This window comes from Nocardia acididurans (assembly GCF_016741815.1).
GTDB classification, from domain to species: Bacteria; Actinomycetota; Actinomycetes; order Mycobacteriales; family Mycobacteriaceae; genus Nocardia; species Nocardia acididurans.
This window is the reverse complement of sequence record NZ_JAERRJ010000005.1, coordinates 291,450-307,711: the sequence shown is the minus strand read 5'-3', so window position 1 is coordinate 307,711 and position 16,262 is coordinate 291,450. Positions and strand designations below refer to the sequence as shown.

Genomic DNA, 16,262 nt, shown 5'->3' with positions numbered 1-16,262 from the left:
CACCGAAAGGAAATTCAATGGCCAACGTTGAAGAGCTGCTCGAGACCTTCGCCGGTATGACCCTGCTGGAGCTGTCCGAGTTCGTGAAGGCGTTCGAGGACAAGTTCGAGGTCACCGCCGCTGCTCCGGTCGCCGTCGCCGCCGTCGGTGGCGCTGCTGCCCCGGCCGAGGCCGCCGAGGAGCAGGACGAGTTCGACGTCATCCTCGAGGGTGCCGGCGACAAGAAGATCCAGGTCATCAAGGTCGTGCGTGAGATCGTCTCCGGCCTGGGCCTGAAGGAAGCCAAGGACCTGGTCGAGGGCGCCCCGAAGCCGATCCTGGAGAAGGTCGCCAAGGACGCCGCCGAGGCTGCCAAGGCCAAGCTGGAAGAGGCCGGCGCCAAGGTTTCCGTCAAGTAATTGCGGATGGCCTGGTAGCGGTACTCCCGCATCCTGCCTGAAAAGGGGCGGTTCCCAATATGGGGACCGCCCCTTTTCGCGTACGTGACTACAGATTTCGTACGGTCCGGGTAACTCACCGGGTACGTCCAAAATAGGTTCGGCACATTACCGGCGGCACGCGTGCGTGGCGGTGAACGGCTCTCTGTTGGGCGCTGAAGTCGCGGAGAGGCGGGACAGCTACTCATGAGTCAGGTCGCGGTGTCCGAGACGGGGCATATGCGATACAGTGGCCGAACCTACTGTGACGCGCCACACCGCGCGCTCAGTTATCGAGTGGTCGCCGCAGTAGTGCGCTCGTCTGATGAAATTGTGGAGGTTGGCGTGGGCGTCGAGGTCAGGACCGAGGGCATCACCAAGTCGTTCGGTTCGCAGCGAATTTGGCAGGATGTCACTCTGACTCTGCCGTCGGGGGAAGTCAGCGCACTGCTCGGCCCCTCCGGTACCGGTAAATCCGTCTTTCTGAAGTCCCTGATCGGTCTGTTGCGCCCGGAGAAGGGCTCGATCTACATCGACGGGACCGATATCACCACATGCTCCAACAAGGAGCTGTACGAGATCCGCAAGCTGTTCGGCGTCCTGTTCCAGGACGGCGCGCTGTTCGGGTCCATGAACCTGTTCGACAACGTGGCGTTCCCGTTGCGCGAGCACACCAAGAAGAGCGAATCCGAGATCAAGAAGATCGTCATGGAGAAGCTCGAACTCACCGGTCTGCTGGGCGCCGAGGGGAAGCTCCCGGGTGAGATCTCCGGTGGTATGCGCAAGCGTGCCGGTCTGGCCCGCGCGCTGGTGCTCGACCCGCAGATCATCCTGGTCGACGAGCCGGACTCCGGTCTGGATCCCGTTCGTACTTCCTATCTTTCGCAGCTGCTGATCGATATCAACGCGCAGATCGACGCGACGATCCTGATCGTGACGCACAACATCAACCTGGCGCGTACCGTGCCGGACAACATCGGCATGCTGTTCCGCCGCAACCTGGTCATGTTCGGCCCTCGTGAGGTGCTGCTGACCTCGGACGAGCCGGTGGTGAAGCAGTTCCTCAACGGCCGCATGATCGGTCCGATCGGTATGTCGGAGGAGAAGGACGAGGCCCAGATGGCCCGCGAGCAGGCGATGGTCGATGCCGGTCATCACCACGGCGGCGCCGAAGAGGTCGAGGGCATCATCCCGCAGATGAAGGCGCAGCCGGGTATGCCGGTTCGTCAGGCTGTTCTGCGTCGTCGGGAGCGGGTGCGTCAGATCCTGCACACCCTGCCGCCCGCCGCGCAGGAGGCGATCCGCCGGTCGCTGGAGGAGAACGGCGACTCCGACACGCAGGTGATTCCCGCCTACCAGGGCGCGTTCGACTCCACGGTTCGACACAACCTGACTAACGGGTAACATACGCGGCGTGACCCCACCCCTGACACGACTGCGCACCCCGGTCGAGTCGGGTCTTGCCCAGGTCGGCAACATCTTCGCACTCCTCTTGGATGTGGTCCGTAAGACGTTCCGCCGGCCCTTCCAGTGGCGGGAGTTCATCGAGCAGTCGTGGTTCATCGCGAGTGTCTCGATCCTCCCGGCCGCACTGGTGGCAATCCCGTTCGGCGCTGTGGTGGCCCTGCAGACCGGCTCGCTGATCAAGCAGCTGGGCGCAGAGGCGTTCACCGGAGCCACCAGTGTTCTCGCAACCGTCCAGCAAGCCGCACCCGTGGTGACCGCTCTGATCATCGCGGGTGCGGCCGGCTCGGCCGTCGCCGCCGATCTCGGCTCGCGCACCATTCGCGAGGAGATCGATGCCATGGAGGTTCTCGGCATCGATCCCATTCAGCGCCTTGTGGTTCCGCGCGTGCTCGGCATGATGCTGGTCGCCCTCCTGCTCAACGGCCTCGTCTCCGTGGTCGGCATCTGCGGCGGGTACTTCTTCAATGTGGGCCTGCAGGGCGGTACGCCCGGCGCCTACCTGGCCTCGTTCTCCGCGCTCGCGCAGCTGCCCGACCTCTGGATCGGCGAGATCAAGGCTCTGATCTTCGGACTCGTGGCGGGCGTCATCGCCTCCTACAAGGGGCTGCATCCAAAAGGGGGACCGAAAGGAGTAGGCGACGCCGTGAATCAATCGGTGGTCATCACCTTCCTGGTGCTCTTCTTCCTGAACCTGATCCTCACCCTGATCTATCTTCAGGTCGTCCCCGCCAAGGGCGCGTGAAATGGTTGTTTCACAGCGCACCAACCCCATTCAGAGGTCGGCGCGCCGGGTAGCCGGTGCGCTCAAGGCCCCCGTGACCCTGGTCGACAAGGCCGGGGATCAGATGTCGTTCTACACGCGGGCCATCGCGTGGATCCCGCGCACCGCCGTGCACTACCGCAAGGAGGTCATGCGGCTGCTGGCCGAGGTGACCTTCGGCTCGGGTGCGCTGGCGGTCATCGGCGGCACCATCGGCGTGATCGTGTTCATGTCCGCGTCGGTCGGTGTGGTCGTGGGCCTGCAGGGCTTCAAGGCTCTCGACGCGCTCGGTTCCGGTGTGCTCACCGGCTTCCTGACCGGCTACATCAACACCCGTGAGCTCGCGCCACTCGTTGCGGCGCTGGCACTTTCGGCGACCGTCGGCTGTGGTTTCACCGCGCAACTCGGAGCCATGCGGATCTCCGAGGAGATCGACGCGCTCGAGGTCATGGCGGTGCCGGGCGTGCCGTTCCTGGTGACCACGCGCGTGATCGCCGGATTCATGGCGGTCATCCCGCTCTACATCGTCGGCCTGCTCGGCACGTACATCGCGTCGCGGCTGATCAGCATCTATTTCAACGGGCAATCCAGTGGGTCCTACGACCACTACTTCAGCCTGTTCCTGCCACCCGAAGACGTCATATATTCCTTCCTCAAGGTCCTCGTCTTCGCGTTCGTGATCATCCTGGTGCACTGCTACTACGGCTTCAACGCCAGTGGCGGCCCGGCCGGTGTGGGCGTGGCCGTGGGCCGCGCGGTCCGCGCCGCGATCGTTCTGATCAACATCCTCGATTTCTTCCTGTCCCTTGCCATTTGGGGCACGACTACGACGGTGCGGGTGGCCGGATGAGCAATCCGAATCGCGTGCGGTTCTGGCGGTCCACCGAGATGCTGCGCACCCGGACCCTCGGCGTGCTGTTCTTCGTGGTGCTGGCGCTGTTCCTGTGGACCACGACGGCCATCTACAACAAGAAGTTCGTCGACACCGTCAACGTGGATCTGATCACCGACACGGTCGGAAACGCCTTGACCCGCAACGCGGATGTGAAGGTCCGCGGCGTGACGGTCGGCGAGGTGCGCTCCAGCGATTTCGACGGCACCAAGGTCACCCTGGCGCTGGCCATCGACCCGGCCAAGGCCGACAAGATCCCCGCCAATGTGAAGGCGCGGCTGCTGCCGAAAACCCTGTTCGGCGAACGCTATGTCGATCTGGTGTGGCCGGAGGATCCGAGCGGTCAGCATCTGACCGAGGGCATGACCCTGCAGCAGGACACCACCGGCCACGCCATCGAGGTCAGCAAGCTGCTCGACGACATCCTGCCGCTGCTGCAGGCGGTCCCGCCGCAGTACCTGGCCTCCACCCTCGGCGCGATCTCGCAGGCGCTGCAGGGCAAGGGCGAGGAGCTCGGCCGCACCATCGACCGGCTCGACGAGATCTTCACCAAGGTGAACGGCGAGATGCCGACCCTGCAGGAGGATCTGCGCCTGTTCGCCGACTTCTCCGACATCTACGCCGACGCCGCCCCGCAGCTGGTGGACGCGCTGGACAACCTGCGCACCACCAATGCCACCATCGTGCAGAAGCGTTCGCAGATCGACACCCTGTACTCGGTGCTCACCCCCAGCGCCTCGGAGCTGACGGATTTCCTGATCACCAACCGGGACAACATCATCGACGTGGCCGCCGACTCGCGGCCCGCGCTGGAGGCGCTGGCCCGGTACTCGCCCGGCTACACCTGCGCGCTGAAGAACTTCGCGACCATGAAGCCGCGCATCGACGACATCTTCGGTAAGGGCACCGATCTGCCGGGTTCGCGGGTGAGCGTGGAGATCGTGAACCCGCGCGGCCGCTACGTCCCCAACCAGGACGAGCCGCGCTGGTTCGATGAGCGCGGGGCCATGTGCATTCCGGAGTACCCGCTGTTCACCGACCCGGGCCAGTACACCAACGGTTCGGCCAATGACGGCTCCTACCAGCCGCCCAGCCGCACCCCCGGCGATCAGCACATCGGTGAGATGCCGTCGCCGCAGTACAAGGTGTACGGCCCCTACCCGGCGACCACCGCCGGATCCCCGGCCGAACAGCGGACCCTGGGCACGATCTACGGTGCGGCACACGGTGTCTCGCCCGAAGAGGTGCCCGGCTGGGTCTCCAAGATCGCGGCCCCGGCCTTCCGCGGGAGCGAGGTGACCATTCGATGAAGGATCTACTGCGCGGCCTCGGGCCGACCCTGACCAAACTCATCGCCTTCGTCGCGGTGACCGTCTTCGCCACCAGCGTGCTCGCGCTGACCATCGCCAACTACGGTGGCGGCGGTGCGAAGTTCAACGCCCGGTTCACCGATGTCACCTCGCTGAACCCGGGTGACGAGGTGCGCATCGCGGGTGTGCGCGTCGGCAAGGTGACCAAGGTGGCCATCGTCGACAAGCGCCTGGCCAATGTGGAATTCGAAGTGTCGGACCGGGATTGGCTGCCCGCCTCCACGATCGCGACCATCAAGTACCGGAACCTGGTGGGGCAGCGCTACATCGCGCTCGATCAGGGCACCGGGCAGCAGGGCCGCAAGCTCAACGAGGGCGGCACCATCCCGCTCGAGCGCACGCATCCCGCGCTGAACCTGACCGAACTGTTCAATGGTTTCCGGCCGCTGTTCCAGACGCTGACGCCGGAGGACGTGAACAAGCTGTCCTACGAGATCATCCAGGTGTTCCAGGGTGAATCGGGGACCATCCGCGATCTGGTGTCCAATACCGCGGCGCTGACCAACAAGGTCGCCGACAAGGACGCGGTGATCGGGGCGGTCATCGACAACCTGAACAAGGTGCTCGACGCGGTGAACTCCCGTGACGGGCAACTGGATCAGCTCATCGTCAACACCGAGGCGCTGGTCTCCGGGCTGAACGCCGAACGCGGCACGATCGGCTCGGCGCTCACCTCGCTGAGCAATCTGACCCAGGCCACCGCCGACCTGCTGGTGCCGGTGCGGCCGAATCTGCAAGGCGCCATCGCGGGCCTCAACCAGTTGACCGCCACGCTCAACGAGCGCAAGGACGAGGTCAACGAGGGCCTGACCAACCTGCCCATCAAGATGGAGAAACTGGGCCGCGCCGCCTCCTACGGCTCCTGGTTCCAGTTCTACCTGTGCGGCATCGACATCGTCGCCGGGCCGGGCACCGCGGACGCGCCGCAGCTGAATCTCGGTGCGGCCGAACATATGCCGTCCATCAATCAGCCCATCTACACCAATCCCGCGCCGCGCTGCCATGGGAAGGGAGGCCGCTGATGGACGATCGGATCGTGCTCGGCAAACGCAGTCCGGCGTTCATGGGCGGCATCGGCCTGCTCATGGTGCTGCTGGTGACCGTTTCCGCGTTCAGCCTGGACAAGCTGCCCATCATCGGTGCGGGCACCAAGTACACCGCCGAATTCTCCGAGGCCGCGGGCCTGAAGAAGGGCAACGAGGTGCGCATCGCCGGCGTGAAGGTCGGCACCGTGCAGGACGTGCGCCTCGACGGCGACAAGGTGCTGGTGGACTTCCGCACCCAGGACGCCTGGATCGGCGACCAGACCACGGCGTCCATCCAGATCAAGACCCTGCTCGGGCAGAAGTACCTGGCGCTGGACCCCAAGGGCTCCGGCACCGCGGACCCGAGCGACCCGATTCCGTTGTCGCGCACCGTCTCCCCGTACGACGTGGTGGACGCGTTCAGCGACGCGGCCGAGGATATCGAGCAGACCAACACCGATCAGCTGGCGCAGAGCATGCGCGTGCTGTCGGAGGCCTTCTCGGGCACCGCGCCGGAGATCCGCAGCTCCATCGACGGCGTCTCGCGCCTGTCGGAGTCGCTGGCCAAGCGCGATGATCAGCTGCGCAAGCTGTTCGCCGCCACCAAGACCACCTCGCAGGTGCTGGCCGACCGCAACACCGAATTCGAGCGGCTGCTCGCCAATGGCGGACAACTGCTGGGCGAGTTGAACATTCGGCAGGCCGCCATCGCGCAGCTGCTGTCCGGCGCGAAAACCGTCGCGGTGGAGTTGACCGCGCTGGTGCAGGAGAACGAGGAGCAGATCGGCCCCGCGCTGACCAACCTCGAGGCCGCCATCACCCTGCTCAACGACAACCAGGCGAACATCTCCAAGACGCTGGAGCTGGCCGCGCCGTTCTACGGGTTGTACTCCAACGTGCTCGGCACCGGCCGCTGGTTCGACGCCGTCATCACCAACCTGATTCCGCCTGCCCTGCCCGAGATTCCGGGCGACCGTGCGCCGATCCGAAAGATGGGAGGCTAGCCATGGCGACGAATCCGCTGACCGCTCTGCGGGCGTCCAGTACCAAGAGCAAGATCATCGCCGGGGTGGCCGCCGCGGCGGTGCTGCTCGCGGGCGCGGCCTGGTGGGGCTGGGGCAAACTCAACACCACCGTCATCACGGCGTACTTCGACAAGTCCGTCGGCATCTACGAGGGTTCGGACGTCCGCATCCTCGGAGTGCCTGTCGGACACGTGGATTCGGTGACGCCGGAGGGCGAGCAGGTCAAGGTCGTCATGAGCGTCGACCGGCGCTTCGACGTCCCCGCCGACGCCAAGGCCGCACAGATCACGCCGTCCGTGGTGTCGGACCGCTACATCCAGCTGGCCCCCGCCTACAAGGGCGGGCCGAAGATGGAGCGCGAAGCCACCATCCCGAAGGACCGCACCGCGACCCCGGTCGAGGTGGACCGGCTCTACAAGTCGATCACCGAACTCTCGGATGCGCTGGGCCCCAACGGAGCCAACCGCGACGGTGCGGTGAACGAACTCGTGCGCACCACCGCCGACAACCTCGCGGGCAACGGCGACGCCTTGAACAACAGCTTCACCCAGCTGTCCAAAGCCGCTGCCGCACTGTCGGATTCGCGCACCGACATCTTCGACACCATCAAGAACCTGCAGGTCTTCGTGCAGACGCTGGCCGACAACGACGCCCAGGTGCGGGATTTCAACACCCAGCTGGCCTCGCTGTCGACCTTCCTGGCGGGGGAGCGGCAGAATCTCGGCGACGCGCTGAGCCTGCTGTCGGTGGCGCTCGGCGACGTCGCCCGCTTCATCGACGACAACAGGCAGCTGGTGCAGCAGAACGCGGACGCCCTGACCACGCTCACCCAGACCCTCGCCGATCAGCGCGACGATCTGGCCAAGGCGCTGCCGCTCATCCCGACCGCGCTGTCCAACCTGATCAACGTGCACAACGGTGAAACCGGCACCCTCGACATGCGCCCCAACTTCACCGACCTGCAGGACCCCTTCGCGGTCATGTGCAAAATGCTGGACCTGGGCAAACTGCGGCCCGGCGACGAGAAGTTCGACGCCATCTCGCGGCAGCTGCAACCCATTCTCAGCCACTGCGAGGCCATCGCCGACCAGATCACCGCGGGCGTGAAGACGCCGTCGCTGATCCTGCCGTTCGGCATCCTCAGCGGCGACAACGAGCAGCGCAACGCGGTACCGGGCTCGGTCCCGGGCAACCCGTCGGACGCGCTGCCCCCGTCGCAGACGGAAGGCGGTCAGCGATGAAGGCCCGAATCTCGAAGTCGCCCAAGCGGATCGCCTCCGCCATGGCGGCGCTGGGAACGGTTTCCCTGCTGGTCGCGGGCTGCGGTGCGGACAGTATTCCGCTGCCCGGCGGCGCGGATGTGGGTAAGAACCCGCTGCACATCGACATCCGGTTCGCCGATGTGCTGGATCTGGTGCCGCAGTCGGCGGTGAAGGTCGACGGTGTCGCGGTCGGCCGCGTCGACAAGATCGAGCTCGCGCCGGACGGCTGGACCGCCAGCGTCAAGACCATCGTCAACGGTGATGTGAACCTGCCCGCCAACGCGCGGGCCGAGGTGCGGCAGTCCAATCTGCTCGGTGAGAAGTTCATCGAATTGTCCGCTCCCGCAAACGATCCCGATCCGGCGCGGCTGAAGAACGACGCCACGATTCCGGTCGAGCGCACCCGCACCGCCACCGAGGTGGAGCAGGTGCTCGGCGCGCTGTCGCTGCTGCTCAACGGCGGTGGCGTGGCACAGCTGCAGCCGATCGTGGTGGAGCTGAACAAGGCCCTGGAAGGCCGTGAGGGCAAGGTGCGCTCCCTGCTGGAGCAGGCCAACACCCTCATCGACGGCCTGAATCAGCAGGTGGACAACATCACTCGCGCGCTGGACGGCCTGGACCGGCTCAGCAGCCGCGTCAGCACCCAGACCGAGCAGATCGGCAAGGTGCTCGACGAACTGCCGCAGGGCATCCAGATCCTGGAGGAGCAGCGCCCGCAGCTGATCGGCCTGCTCGGTCAGCTCGACCGCCTCGGCCAGGCCGGGATGGACGTGCTCGACAACTCCAAGGAGAACCTGATCACCGACCTCAGCTCGCTGCGGCCCACGCTGCAGGAGCTCGGCAAGTCGGCCAACGATCTGGTGACCGCGTTCCCGCTGGTGCCCACGTATCCGTTCCCGGACGAGGCCATCAAGTCGGCGTTCGGCGGCCAGGTGAACACCTGGCTGTCGGTGGACCTGCAGATCGGCACCCTGCTGTCGAATCTCGGTGTGGGCAAACAGAATCCGGTGTACGTCCCGCCGCAGACCGGGCCGCAGCCCAATGTCGACCCGTCGAATCCGTACTACAACGGCAACGGCCCGCGCGGCGGCTGGCCGACGGTGTCACTGCTGCCGCTGCTGCCGAATTCCGTGCTCGCGCCCGTCACCGGGAATCCCGCGAATCCGCTGGGGACCTTCCTCGAGCAGTTGGGAGTGGGTCAGCGATGACACGTTTGGTGCGCTACCAGTTGATCGCGTTCGCGCTGATCGCCGTACTCGGCGTGGTGTTCGTCGGCGCGAAATACGTTCGCCTGGACAATATGCTGGGCTTCGGGCTCTACGAGGTGAAACTCCAGGCCGCGGGCACGGGCAACCTGTCCAAGGGCGCGGAGGTCACCTACCGCGGTGTGCCCGTGGGCCGGGTCGGCGATATCGACATCACCCAGGACGGCGTGATCATCACGCTGGAAATGGATTCCGGTAAGCCGAAGGTGCCCGCGAGCGCGAAGGCCGTGGTGGCCAACCGTTCCGCCATCGGCGAGCAGTACGTGGACCTGGTTCCCACCAATTCCGGTGAGCCGTACCTGAAGGACGGGTCGATCATCGTCGGCGCACAGCTGCCGATTCCGGTGGAGACCCTGCTGTCCAGTGTCGATCACTTCGCGAGCACCACCGATCTGGCCGCGCTGAGCACCACGATCACCGAGCTCGGCAAGGCGTTCGACGGCAAGGGTGACGATCTGCAGGTGCTGGTGGACTCGCTCAACAAGTTCACCCAGACCGGCGTCGAGAACCTGCCGCAGACCCTGGATCTCATCCGGCAGGCGCAGACCGTGCTGACCACCCAGTCCGAGCAGGGTTCGTCCATCCGGGCGTTCAGCGACGGCCTGGATCAGCTGACGGCACAGTTGAAGTCGAACGATCCGGATATCCGCCGCCTCATCGGCACCGGCACCGACGCGGGCTCCTCGATTCAGCAGCTGCTGCGCACGGCCGGCCCGGGGCTCACCTCCACGCTGACCAACCTGCGCACGCTGCTGCTGGCCGTCTCGCCGAAGTTCTACGCGCTCGGCCCGGTGCTGCAGATGCTGCCGCTGCTGTCGATCGGCGCGTCCGCGACCGCTCCCGGTGACGGCACCACCCACTTCGGCCTGGTCCTGGAGACCAACAACCCGCCCGCCTGCACCGTCGGTTACGAGGGCACCCAGGCGATCATCGACCAGATGAAGCGCGAGAACCCGAACTTCGACGACAGCCGCGACGACTTCCCGTTCAATACGAACGCGAAATGCCTTGTGCCGCAAGGCAGCGAGACGGCCGTCCGCGGTGGCGAGCGCGCCGAACTGGCCGATCCCTCCGTCCCGCAGCCGTGGGACTCCAAACCCAAGTACGACCCCGACAAGCTCAACCTGAACCCGGTCGCGACCCAGCTCGCCACGCTCATGGGCGTCACCGTCAAGTGAGGTCGGGAGGAGCGGAAAGTATGGTGGCCGCGTGAGTCAGCAAAAGGACAGCGAACAGAAGGTGGGCCTCGAGAAGCCGGCCGCGGAGCCGACCCCGGAGACCCACACCGATGCGAGCGCCCCTGCTGGCGAGGCCACCGCGAAGCCCGCGTCCGAGGTGAAACCCGCCGACCCGGCCGAAGAACACTCCGGCCCGGCCGAGCGTTCCGCCGGCCTGGACACGCGGAAGGCGGTGACGCTCGGCTCGATCGCATTGCTGGTCGTGGCGGCGGTCGCCGCGGCCTGGTTCGGCGGCACCTGGATCGTCGGCGGACTGCTCCAGGACCGCCCGCGCGCCGAGGCCCGCGACGAGGCGCTGGCCGCCGCGCAGCAGGCCGCCATCAACATCACCTCGATGAATCTGAGCGATGTGGACGGCTCGTTGTCGCTGGCCCGCTCGTCGATGACGGGCGATCTGCTCGACTCCTCCACGAAGAACGAGGCGCAGCTCAAGCAGAAGGTCGTCGACGCCAATGTGAATGTGGCGTCGAAGATCATCGGCGGCGCGCTCACCACGCTGAACTCCGAGAAGGACCAGGCGTCCACGCTGATCGTGTTCCAGGTGACCGAATCCGCCCCGGACAAGTCCAGCACCACCGACTTCCGCTACACCTGGGCCGTGGACGTGGTGAAGAGCGACGGCGTCTGGAAGGCCGATCAGGTGCAGCAGGTGGCCAACCCGGTCGTCCTGAGCTCGACGGCCCCACAGCAACCGAACGGCCAACCGGCCACCGAGCAGCCCGGCAACTAGGAAGGCGTGATCATGGCAAATCGCCGCCCCGTCAATCGCGCCACTCCGCAGCGCCGTCCCGCGTCCCAGCGCGGTGCGAACACCCGCACCACCGCCGCCGACGTCCGTTCCACCGAAGCCACCGCCGAGCGCCCGTCGTCCTCGACCCGCCCGAGCCCGGTGTCGATGAAGAAGGCCAAGCGCGCGGAGAAGGCCGGGAAATCGGCTCCCGTTCGCACGGAGAAGCCGAAATCCGCTCCCGCCGAAGGCGTTTGGCAATCCTGGCGCACCCCCATCCTGTGCGCCGCCGCAGCCGTCGCGCTGGCCGCCGTCGCGATCATGGGCGCGCTGCGCCCCGGCGTCGACGACACCAACCGGGCCTTCGTCGACAATGCCGCCACCGACGAGGTGAAGGCCGCCGCCGACCACGCCCTGCAGACCCTCTACGCCTACGAGGCCGAGAAGATCGACAAGGATCGCTGGAAGGCCGATGTGGCCACCGTTCTGACCCCCCAGCTGGCCCAGGAGTTCGAGAAATACCTCGGCACCACGGTCGACACCATCAAGCAGACCCAGACCAACACCCAGGTCACCACGGACCCCACCGGTGTCACCCTGCTCACCGGCGATCGCGCCGAACTGCTGGTCAACCTGAACGTGGTCACGGTGAAGGACGGCAAGCCCTCCCCCTTCGTCGCGGGGCCGATCCTGCTGCGCATGCAGAAGGTCGACGGCCGCTGGCTGGCCTCGGAGATCGCCGACAAATAGGTCCCGGGATCGCCGGCGAGCAGACGTCCGGCGCACATTCCGCGACGTCACACAGTGATCTTGCTGTAGGACAGGCGATCTCGGGTTTTGTCAACTCCAACCGCCACTTGACGACTTTCGCCAAAGCCGTCACGCTATTCACAACAGCGGCGGCTGTCACAGGGGATCAGACGCCGACACGGCCTTCACGGGACGCAGCCAGCGGACGCAAAGCCGGTCGGCAGACGGTGTGAACATCGCCACGACACACTTCGGCGCGTTAGCCCGCCGAGGCTCGCCACGGGTGGTACTTTGACACCCCCGTAGGTTTGGGTGTACCTTTGGACGTTGCGCTGGCTGCCTCCTGTCCATACCTTGTTCGCATCGACGAAAGTTCCACCTTCCGGTGTTACTTCCGCTGTTTGCTGTTCGGGTTTCGTTCGGGTTGCTACCAGCGGAATTCGTAGCAGACAAGCGACGGTCGCGGACCACCACGCGACGCGCGTGAGGTGCTGGAAGGACGCATCTTGGCAGTCTCCACCCAGACCAAGGCCGGTATTCCCGGAGCCCCGAAGCGGGTGTCTTTCGCGAAGATTCGTGAGCCTCTCGAGGTGCCGGGTCTTCTCGATCTACAAACCGAATCATTCGCATGGCTCGTCGGTGCAGCGGATTGGCGGGAGCGCGCGGCAGCGCGCGGCGACGTCAGCCCGGTCGGAGGACTCGAGGAGGTGCTCGAGGAACTCTCCCCCATCGAAGACTTCTCGGGCTCCATGTCCCTGTCCTTCTCCGACCCGCGCTTCGAAGAGGTCAAGGCCTCGATCGAGGAGTGCAAAGACAAGGACATGACCTACGCGGCGCCGCTGTTCGTCACCGCGGAGTTCATCAACAACAACACCGGTGAGATCAAGTCTCAGACGGTCTTCATGGGTGATTTCCCGATGATGACCGACAAGGGCACGTTCATCATCAACGGCACCGAGCGCGTGGTCGTCTCGCAGCTGGTCCGTTCGCCGGGTGTGTACTTCGACGATTCCATCGACAAGTCCACCGAGAAGACGCTGCACTCCGTGCGCGTCATCCCGTCGCGTGGCGCGTGGCTGGAGTTCGACGTCGACAAGCGCGACACCGTCGGCGTGCGCATCGACCGCAAGCGCCGGCAGCCGGTCACCGTGCTGCTGAAGGCCCTGGGCCTGACGTCGGAAGAGATCGTGGAGCGCTTCGGCTTCTCCGAGATCATGATGTCCACCCTCGAGAAGGACTCCACCCCGGGTCAGGACGAGGCGCTGCTCGACATCTACCGCAAGCTGCGTCCGGGCGAGCCGCCGACCAAGGAGTCCGCGCAGACCCTGCTGGAGAACCTGTTCTTCAAGGAGAAGCGCTACGACCTGGCTCGCGTCGGCCGCTACAAGGTCAACAAGAAGCTCGGCATCAACCTGGACAAGCCGGTCACCGGTTCCGTGCTGACCAAGGAAGACATCGTCGCGACGATCGAGTACCTGGTCCGTCTGCACCAGGGCGATCGCCATATGACGGTGCCCGGCGGCTCCGAGGTTCCGGTCGAGGTCGACGACATCGACCACTTCGGCAACCGTCGTCTGCGCACCGTGGGCGAGCTCATCCAGAACCAGATCCGCGTCGGTCTCTCGCGTATGGAGCGCGTCGTGCGTGAGCGCATGACCACCCAGGACGTCGAGGCCATCACGCCGCAGACCCTGATCAACATCCGTCCCGTCGTGGCGGCGATCAAGGAGTTCTTCGGCACCTCGCAGCTGTCGCAGTTCATGGACCAGAACAACCCGCTCTCGGGTCTGACCCACAAGCGTCGTCTGTCGGCGCTGGGTCCGGGTGGTCTATCGCGTGAGCGCGCCGGCCTGGAGGTCCGTGACGTCCACCCGTCGCACTACGGCCGCATGTGCCCGATCGAGACCCCGGAAGGCCCGAACATCGGCCTGATCGGTTCGCTCTCGGTCTACGCCCGGGTGAACCCGTTCGGTTTCATCGAGACCCCGTACCGCAGGGTCGAGAACGGCCGCGTCACCGATGAGGTCAAGTACCTCACCGCCGACGAGGAGGACCGCGAGGTCCGCGCCCAGGCCAACTCGCCGGTCGACGCCGACGGCAACTTCATCGAGGCCAAGGTGCTCGCCCGCAAGGGCAACGAGGAGATGGAGTACGTCTCCCCGGCCGAGGTGACCTTCATGGACGTCTCGCCGCGCCAGATGGTGTCGGTCGCGACCGCGATGATCCCGTTCCTCGAGCACGACGACGCCAACCGTGCCCTCATGGGCGCGAACATGCAGCGTCAGGCCGTGCCGCTGATCCGTTCCGAGTCGCCGCTGGTCGGCACCGGTATGGAGCTGCGCGCCGCCGTCGACGCCGGCGACGTGGTCGTGAACCAGAAGGCCGGTGTGGTGGAAGAGGTTTCGGCCGACTTCATCACCGTCATGCACGACGACGGCACCCGCCGTTCGTACCGCCTGCGCAAGTTCGAGCGCTCGAACCAGGGCACCTGCGCGAACCAGCGTCCGATCGTGGACGAGGGCACCCGCGTGGAGGCCGGTCACGTGCTGGCCGACGGCCCCTGCACCGAGAACGGTGAGATGGCGCTCGGCAAGAACCTGCTCGTGGCAATCATGCCGTGGGAGGGCCACAACTACGAGGACGCGATCATCCTGTCGCAGCGCCTCGTGGAAGAGGACGTGCTCACCTCGATCCACATCGAGGAGCACGAGATCGACGCTCGCGACACCAAGCTCGGTGCCGAGGAGATCACCCGCGACATCCCGAACGTGTCGGACGAGGTCCTGGCCGACCTCGACGAGCGCGGCATCGTCCGCATCGGCGCCGAGGTTCGCGACGGCGACATCCTGGTCGGCAAGGTCACCCCGAAGGGCGAGACCGAGCTGACCCCCGAGGAGCGCCTGCTGCGCGCCATCTTCGGTGAGAAGGCCCGCGAGGTTCGCGACACCTCCCTGAAGGTGCCGCACGGCGAGTCCGGCAAGGTCATCGGCGTGCGCGTGTTCTCGCGCGAGGACGACGACGATCTGCCCCCCGGTGTCAACGAGCTGGTGCGCGTCTACGTCGCGCAGAAGCGCAAGATCCAGGACGGCGACAAGCTCGCCGGTCGCCACGGCAACAAGGGCGTCATCGGCAAGATCCTCCCGCAGGAAGACATGCCGTTCCTCCCGGACGGCACGCCGGTCGACATCATCCTGAACACCCACGGTGTGCCGCGTCGTATGAACATCGGCCAGGTGCTGGAAACCCATCTGGGCTACATCGCCAAGACCGGCTGGCAGGTCGAGGGCGCCCCCGACTGGGCCAAGAACCTGCCCGAGGAGATGCTCGGTCAGGAAGCCGACACCAATATCGCCACCCCGGTGTTCGACGGTGCGCGTGAGGAAGAGCTGACCGGTCTGCTGGGCTCGACCCTGCCGAACCGCGACGGCGAGCGGATGATCAACGACGACGGCAAGGCGATCCTGCTGGACGGCCGTTCCGGCGAGCCGTTCCCGTACCCGGTGGCCGTCGGCTACATGTACATCCTGAAGCTGCACCACCTGGTCGACGACAAGATCCACGCGCGTTCGACCGGTCCGTACTCGATGATCACGCAGCAGCCGCTGGGTGGTAAGGCGCAGTTCGGTGGTCAGCGCTTCGGTGAAATGGAATGTTGGGCCATGCAGGCGTACGGCGCTGCCTACACCCTGCAGGAACTGCTCACCATCAAGTCCGACGACGTCGTGGGCCGCGTGAAGGTCTACGAGGCGATCGTGAAGGGCGAGAACATTCCGGAGCCGGGTATTCCGGAGTCGTTCAAGGTGCTCTTGAAGGAGCTTCAGTCGCTGTGCCTCAACGTGGAGGTGCTGTCCTCGGACGGCGCTGCCATCGAGATGCGCGACGGCGATGACGAAGACCTCGAGCGTGCCGCGGCGAACCTGGGTATCAACCTGTCCCGCAACGAGGCTGCGACGGTCGACGACCTGGCGCAGTAGAGCGATCGGTCCCGCAGCGTCGAGAGACGCTGCGGGGCAACGGATTTTGAACTTTTGCTCATACTCAACCCGAACAGGGGAAAGGAAGTTA

Annotated in this window: 13 protein-coding genes; all 13 read left to right on the top strand. The window is 65.7% G+C overall.

From position 1 onward, the window contains the following. Window positions 1-17: 17 nt before the first annotated feature. Window positions 18-398 carry a 50S ribosomal protein L7/L12 gene (gene rplL / locus JK358_RS14550; RefSeq protein WP_201947844.1) on the top strand — a complete coding sequence of 127 codons (381 nt, stop codon included), beginning with the start codon at window positions 18-20 and terminating at the stop codon, window positions 396-398. A 363-nt stretch (window positions 399-761) separates the two neighbouring features. Further along, the gene (locus JK358_RS14545; protein WP_201947842.1) at window positions 762-1,820 is read left to right on the top strand and encodes an ABC transporter ATP-binding protein; all 1,059 of its coding nucleotides are present in this window, start codon (window positions 762-764) and stop codon (window positions 1,818-1,820) included. 10 nt (window positions 1,821-1,830) lie between these two features. Then, a complete protein-coding gene (locus JK358_RS14540; RefSeq protein ID WP_201947840.1) occupies window positions 1,831-2,625 on the top strand; it encodes an MlaE family ABC transporter permease in 795 nt (264 codons plus the stop codon). A gap of 103 nt (window positions 2,626-2,728) precedes the next feature. Next, window positions 2,729-3,493, top strand: coding sequence for an ABC transporter permease (locus JK358_RS14535; protein WP_372440673.1), 765 nt, complete (start codon window positions 2,729-2,731; stop codon window positions 3,491-3,493). After that, entirely contained in the window at window positions 3,490-4,845 is a 1,356-nt protein-coding gene (locus tag JK358_RS14530) for an MCE family protein (RefSeq protein WP_201947836.1), read from the top strand. Before JK358_RS14535 ends, JK358_RS14530 begins: the two co-directional genes overlap by 4 nt. Then, on the top strand, window positions 4,842-5,927 hold the full coding sequence (locus tag JK358_RS14525; protein ID WP_232851277.1) for an MCE family protein: 1,086 nt from the start codon (window positions 4,842-4,844) through the stop codon (window positions 5,925-5,927). The genes JK358_RS14530 and JK358_RS14525 overlap by 4 nt, the downstream gene beginning before the upstream one ends. After that, the gene (locus JK358_RS14520) at window positions 5,927-6,934 is read left to right on the top strand and encodes an MCE family protein (RefSeq protein ID WP_201947834.1); all 1,008 of its coding nucleotides are present in this window, start codon (window positions 5,927-5,929) and stop codon (window positions 6,932-6,934) included. The genes JK358_RS14525 and JK358_RS14520 overlap by 1 nt, the downstream gene beginning before the upstream one ends. Window positions 6,935-6,936: 2 nt before the next feature. Continuing rightward, window positions 6,937-8,196 carry an MCE family protein gene (locus JK358_RS14515; RefSeq protein WP_201947831.1) on the top strand — a complete coding sequence of 420 codons (1,260 nt, stop codon included), beginning with the start codon at window positions 6,937-6,939 and terminating at the stop codon, window positions 8,194-8,196. Next, window positions 8,193-9,425, top strand: coding sequence for an MCE family protein (locus JK358_RS14510; protein ID WP_201947829.1), 1,233 nt, complete (start codon window positions 8,193-8,195; stop codon window positions 9,423-9,425). Before JK358_RS14515 ends, JK358_RS14510 begins: the two co-directional genes overlap by 4 nt. Then, window positions 9,422-10,660, top strand: a complete 1,239-nt coding sequence (locus JK358_RS14505; RefSeq protein ID WP_201947827.1) for an MCE family protein — start codon at window positions 9,422-9,424, stop codon at window positions 10,658-10,660. The genes JK358_RS14510 and JK358_RS14505 overlap by 4 nt, the downstream gene beginning before the upstream one ends. Window positions 10,661-10,691: 31 nt before the next feature. Then, window positions 10,692-11,450 (top strand): hypothetical protein, encoded by a 759-nt coding sequence (locus tag JK358_RS14500; protein WP_201947825.1) that lies wholly within the window; start codon window positions 10,692-10,694, stop codon window positions 11,448-11,450. Window positions 11,451-11,462: 12 nt separating this feature from the next. Continuing rightward, the gene (locus JK358_RS14495) at window positions 11,463-12,197 is read left to right on the top strand and encodes a hypothetical protein (protein ID WP_201947821.1); all 735 of its coding nucleotides are present in this window, start codon (window positions 11,463-11,465) and stop codon (window positions 12,195-12,197) included. A 488-nt stretch (window positions 12,198-12,685) separates the two neighbouring features. Then, entirely contained in the window at window positions 12,686-16,171 is a 3,486-nt protein-coding gene (rpoB, locus tag JK358_RS14490) for a DNA-directed RNA polymerase subunit beta (protein WP_201947819.1), read from the top strand. Window positions 16,172-16,262: the final 91 nt, after the last annotated feature.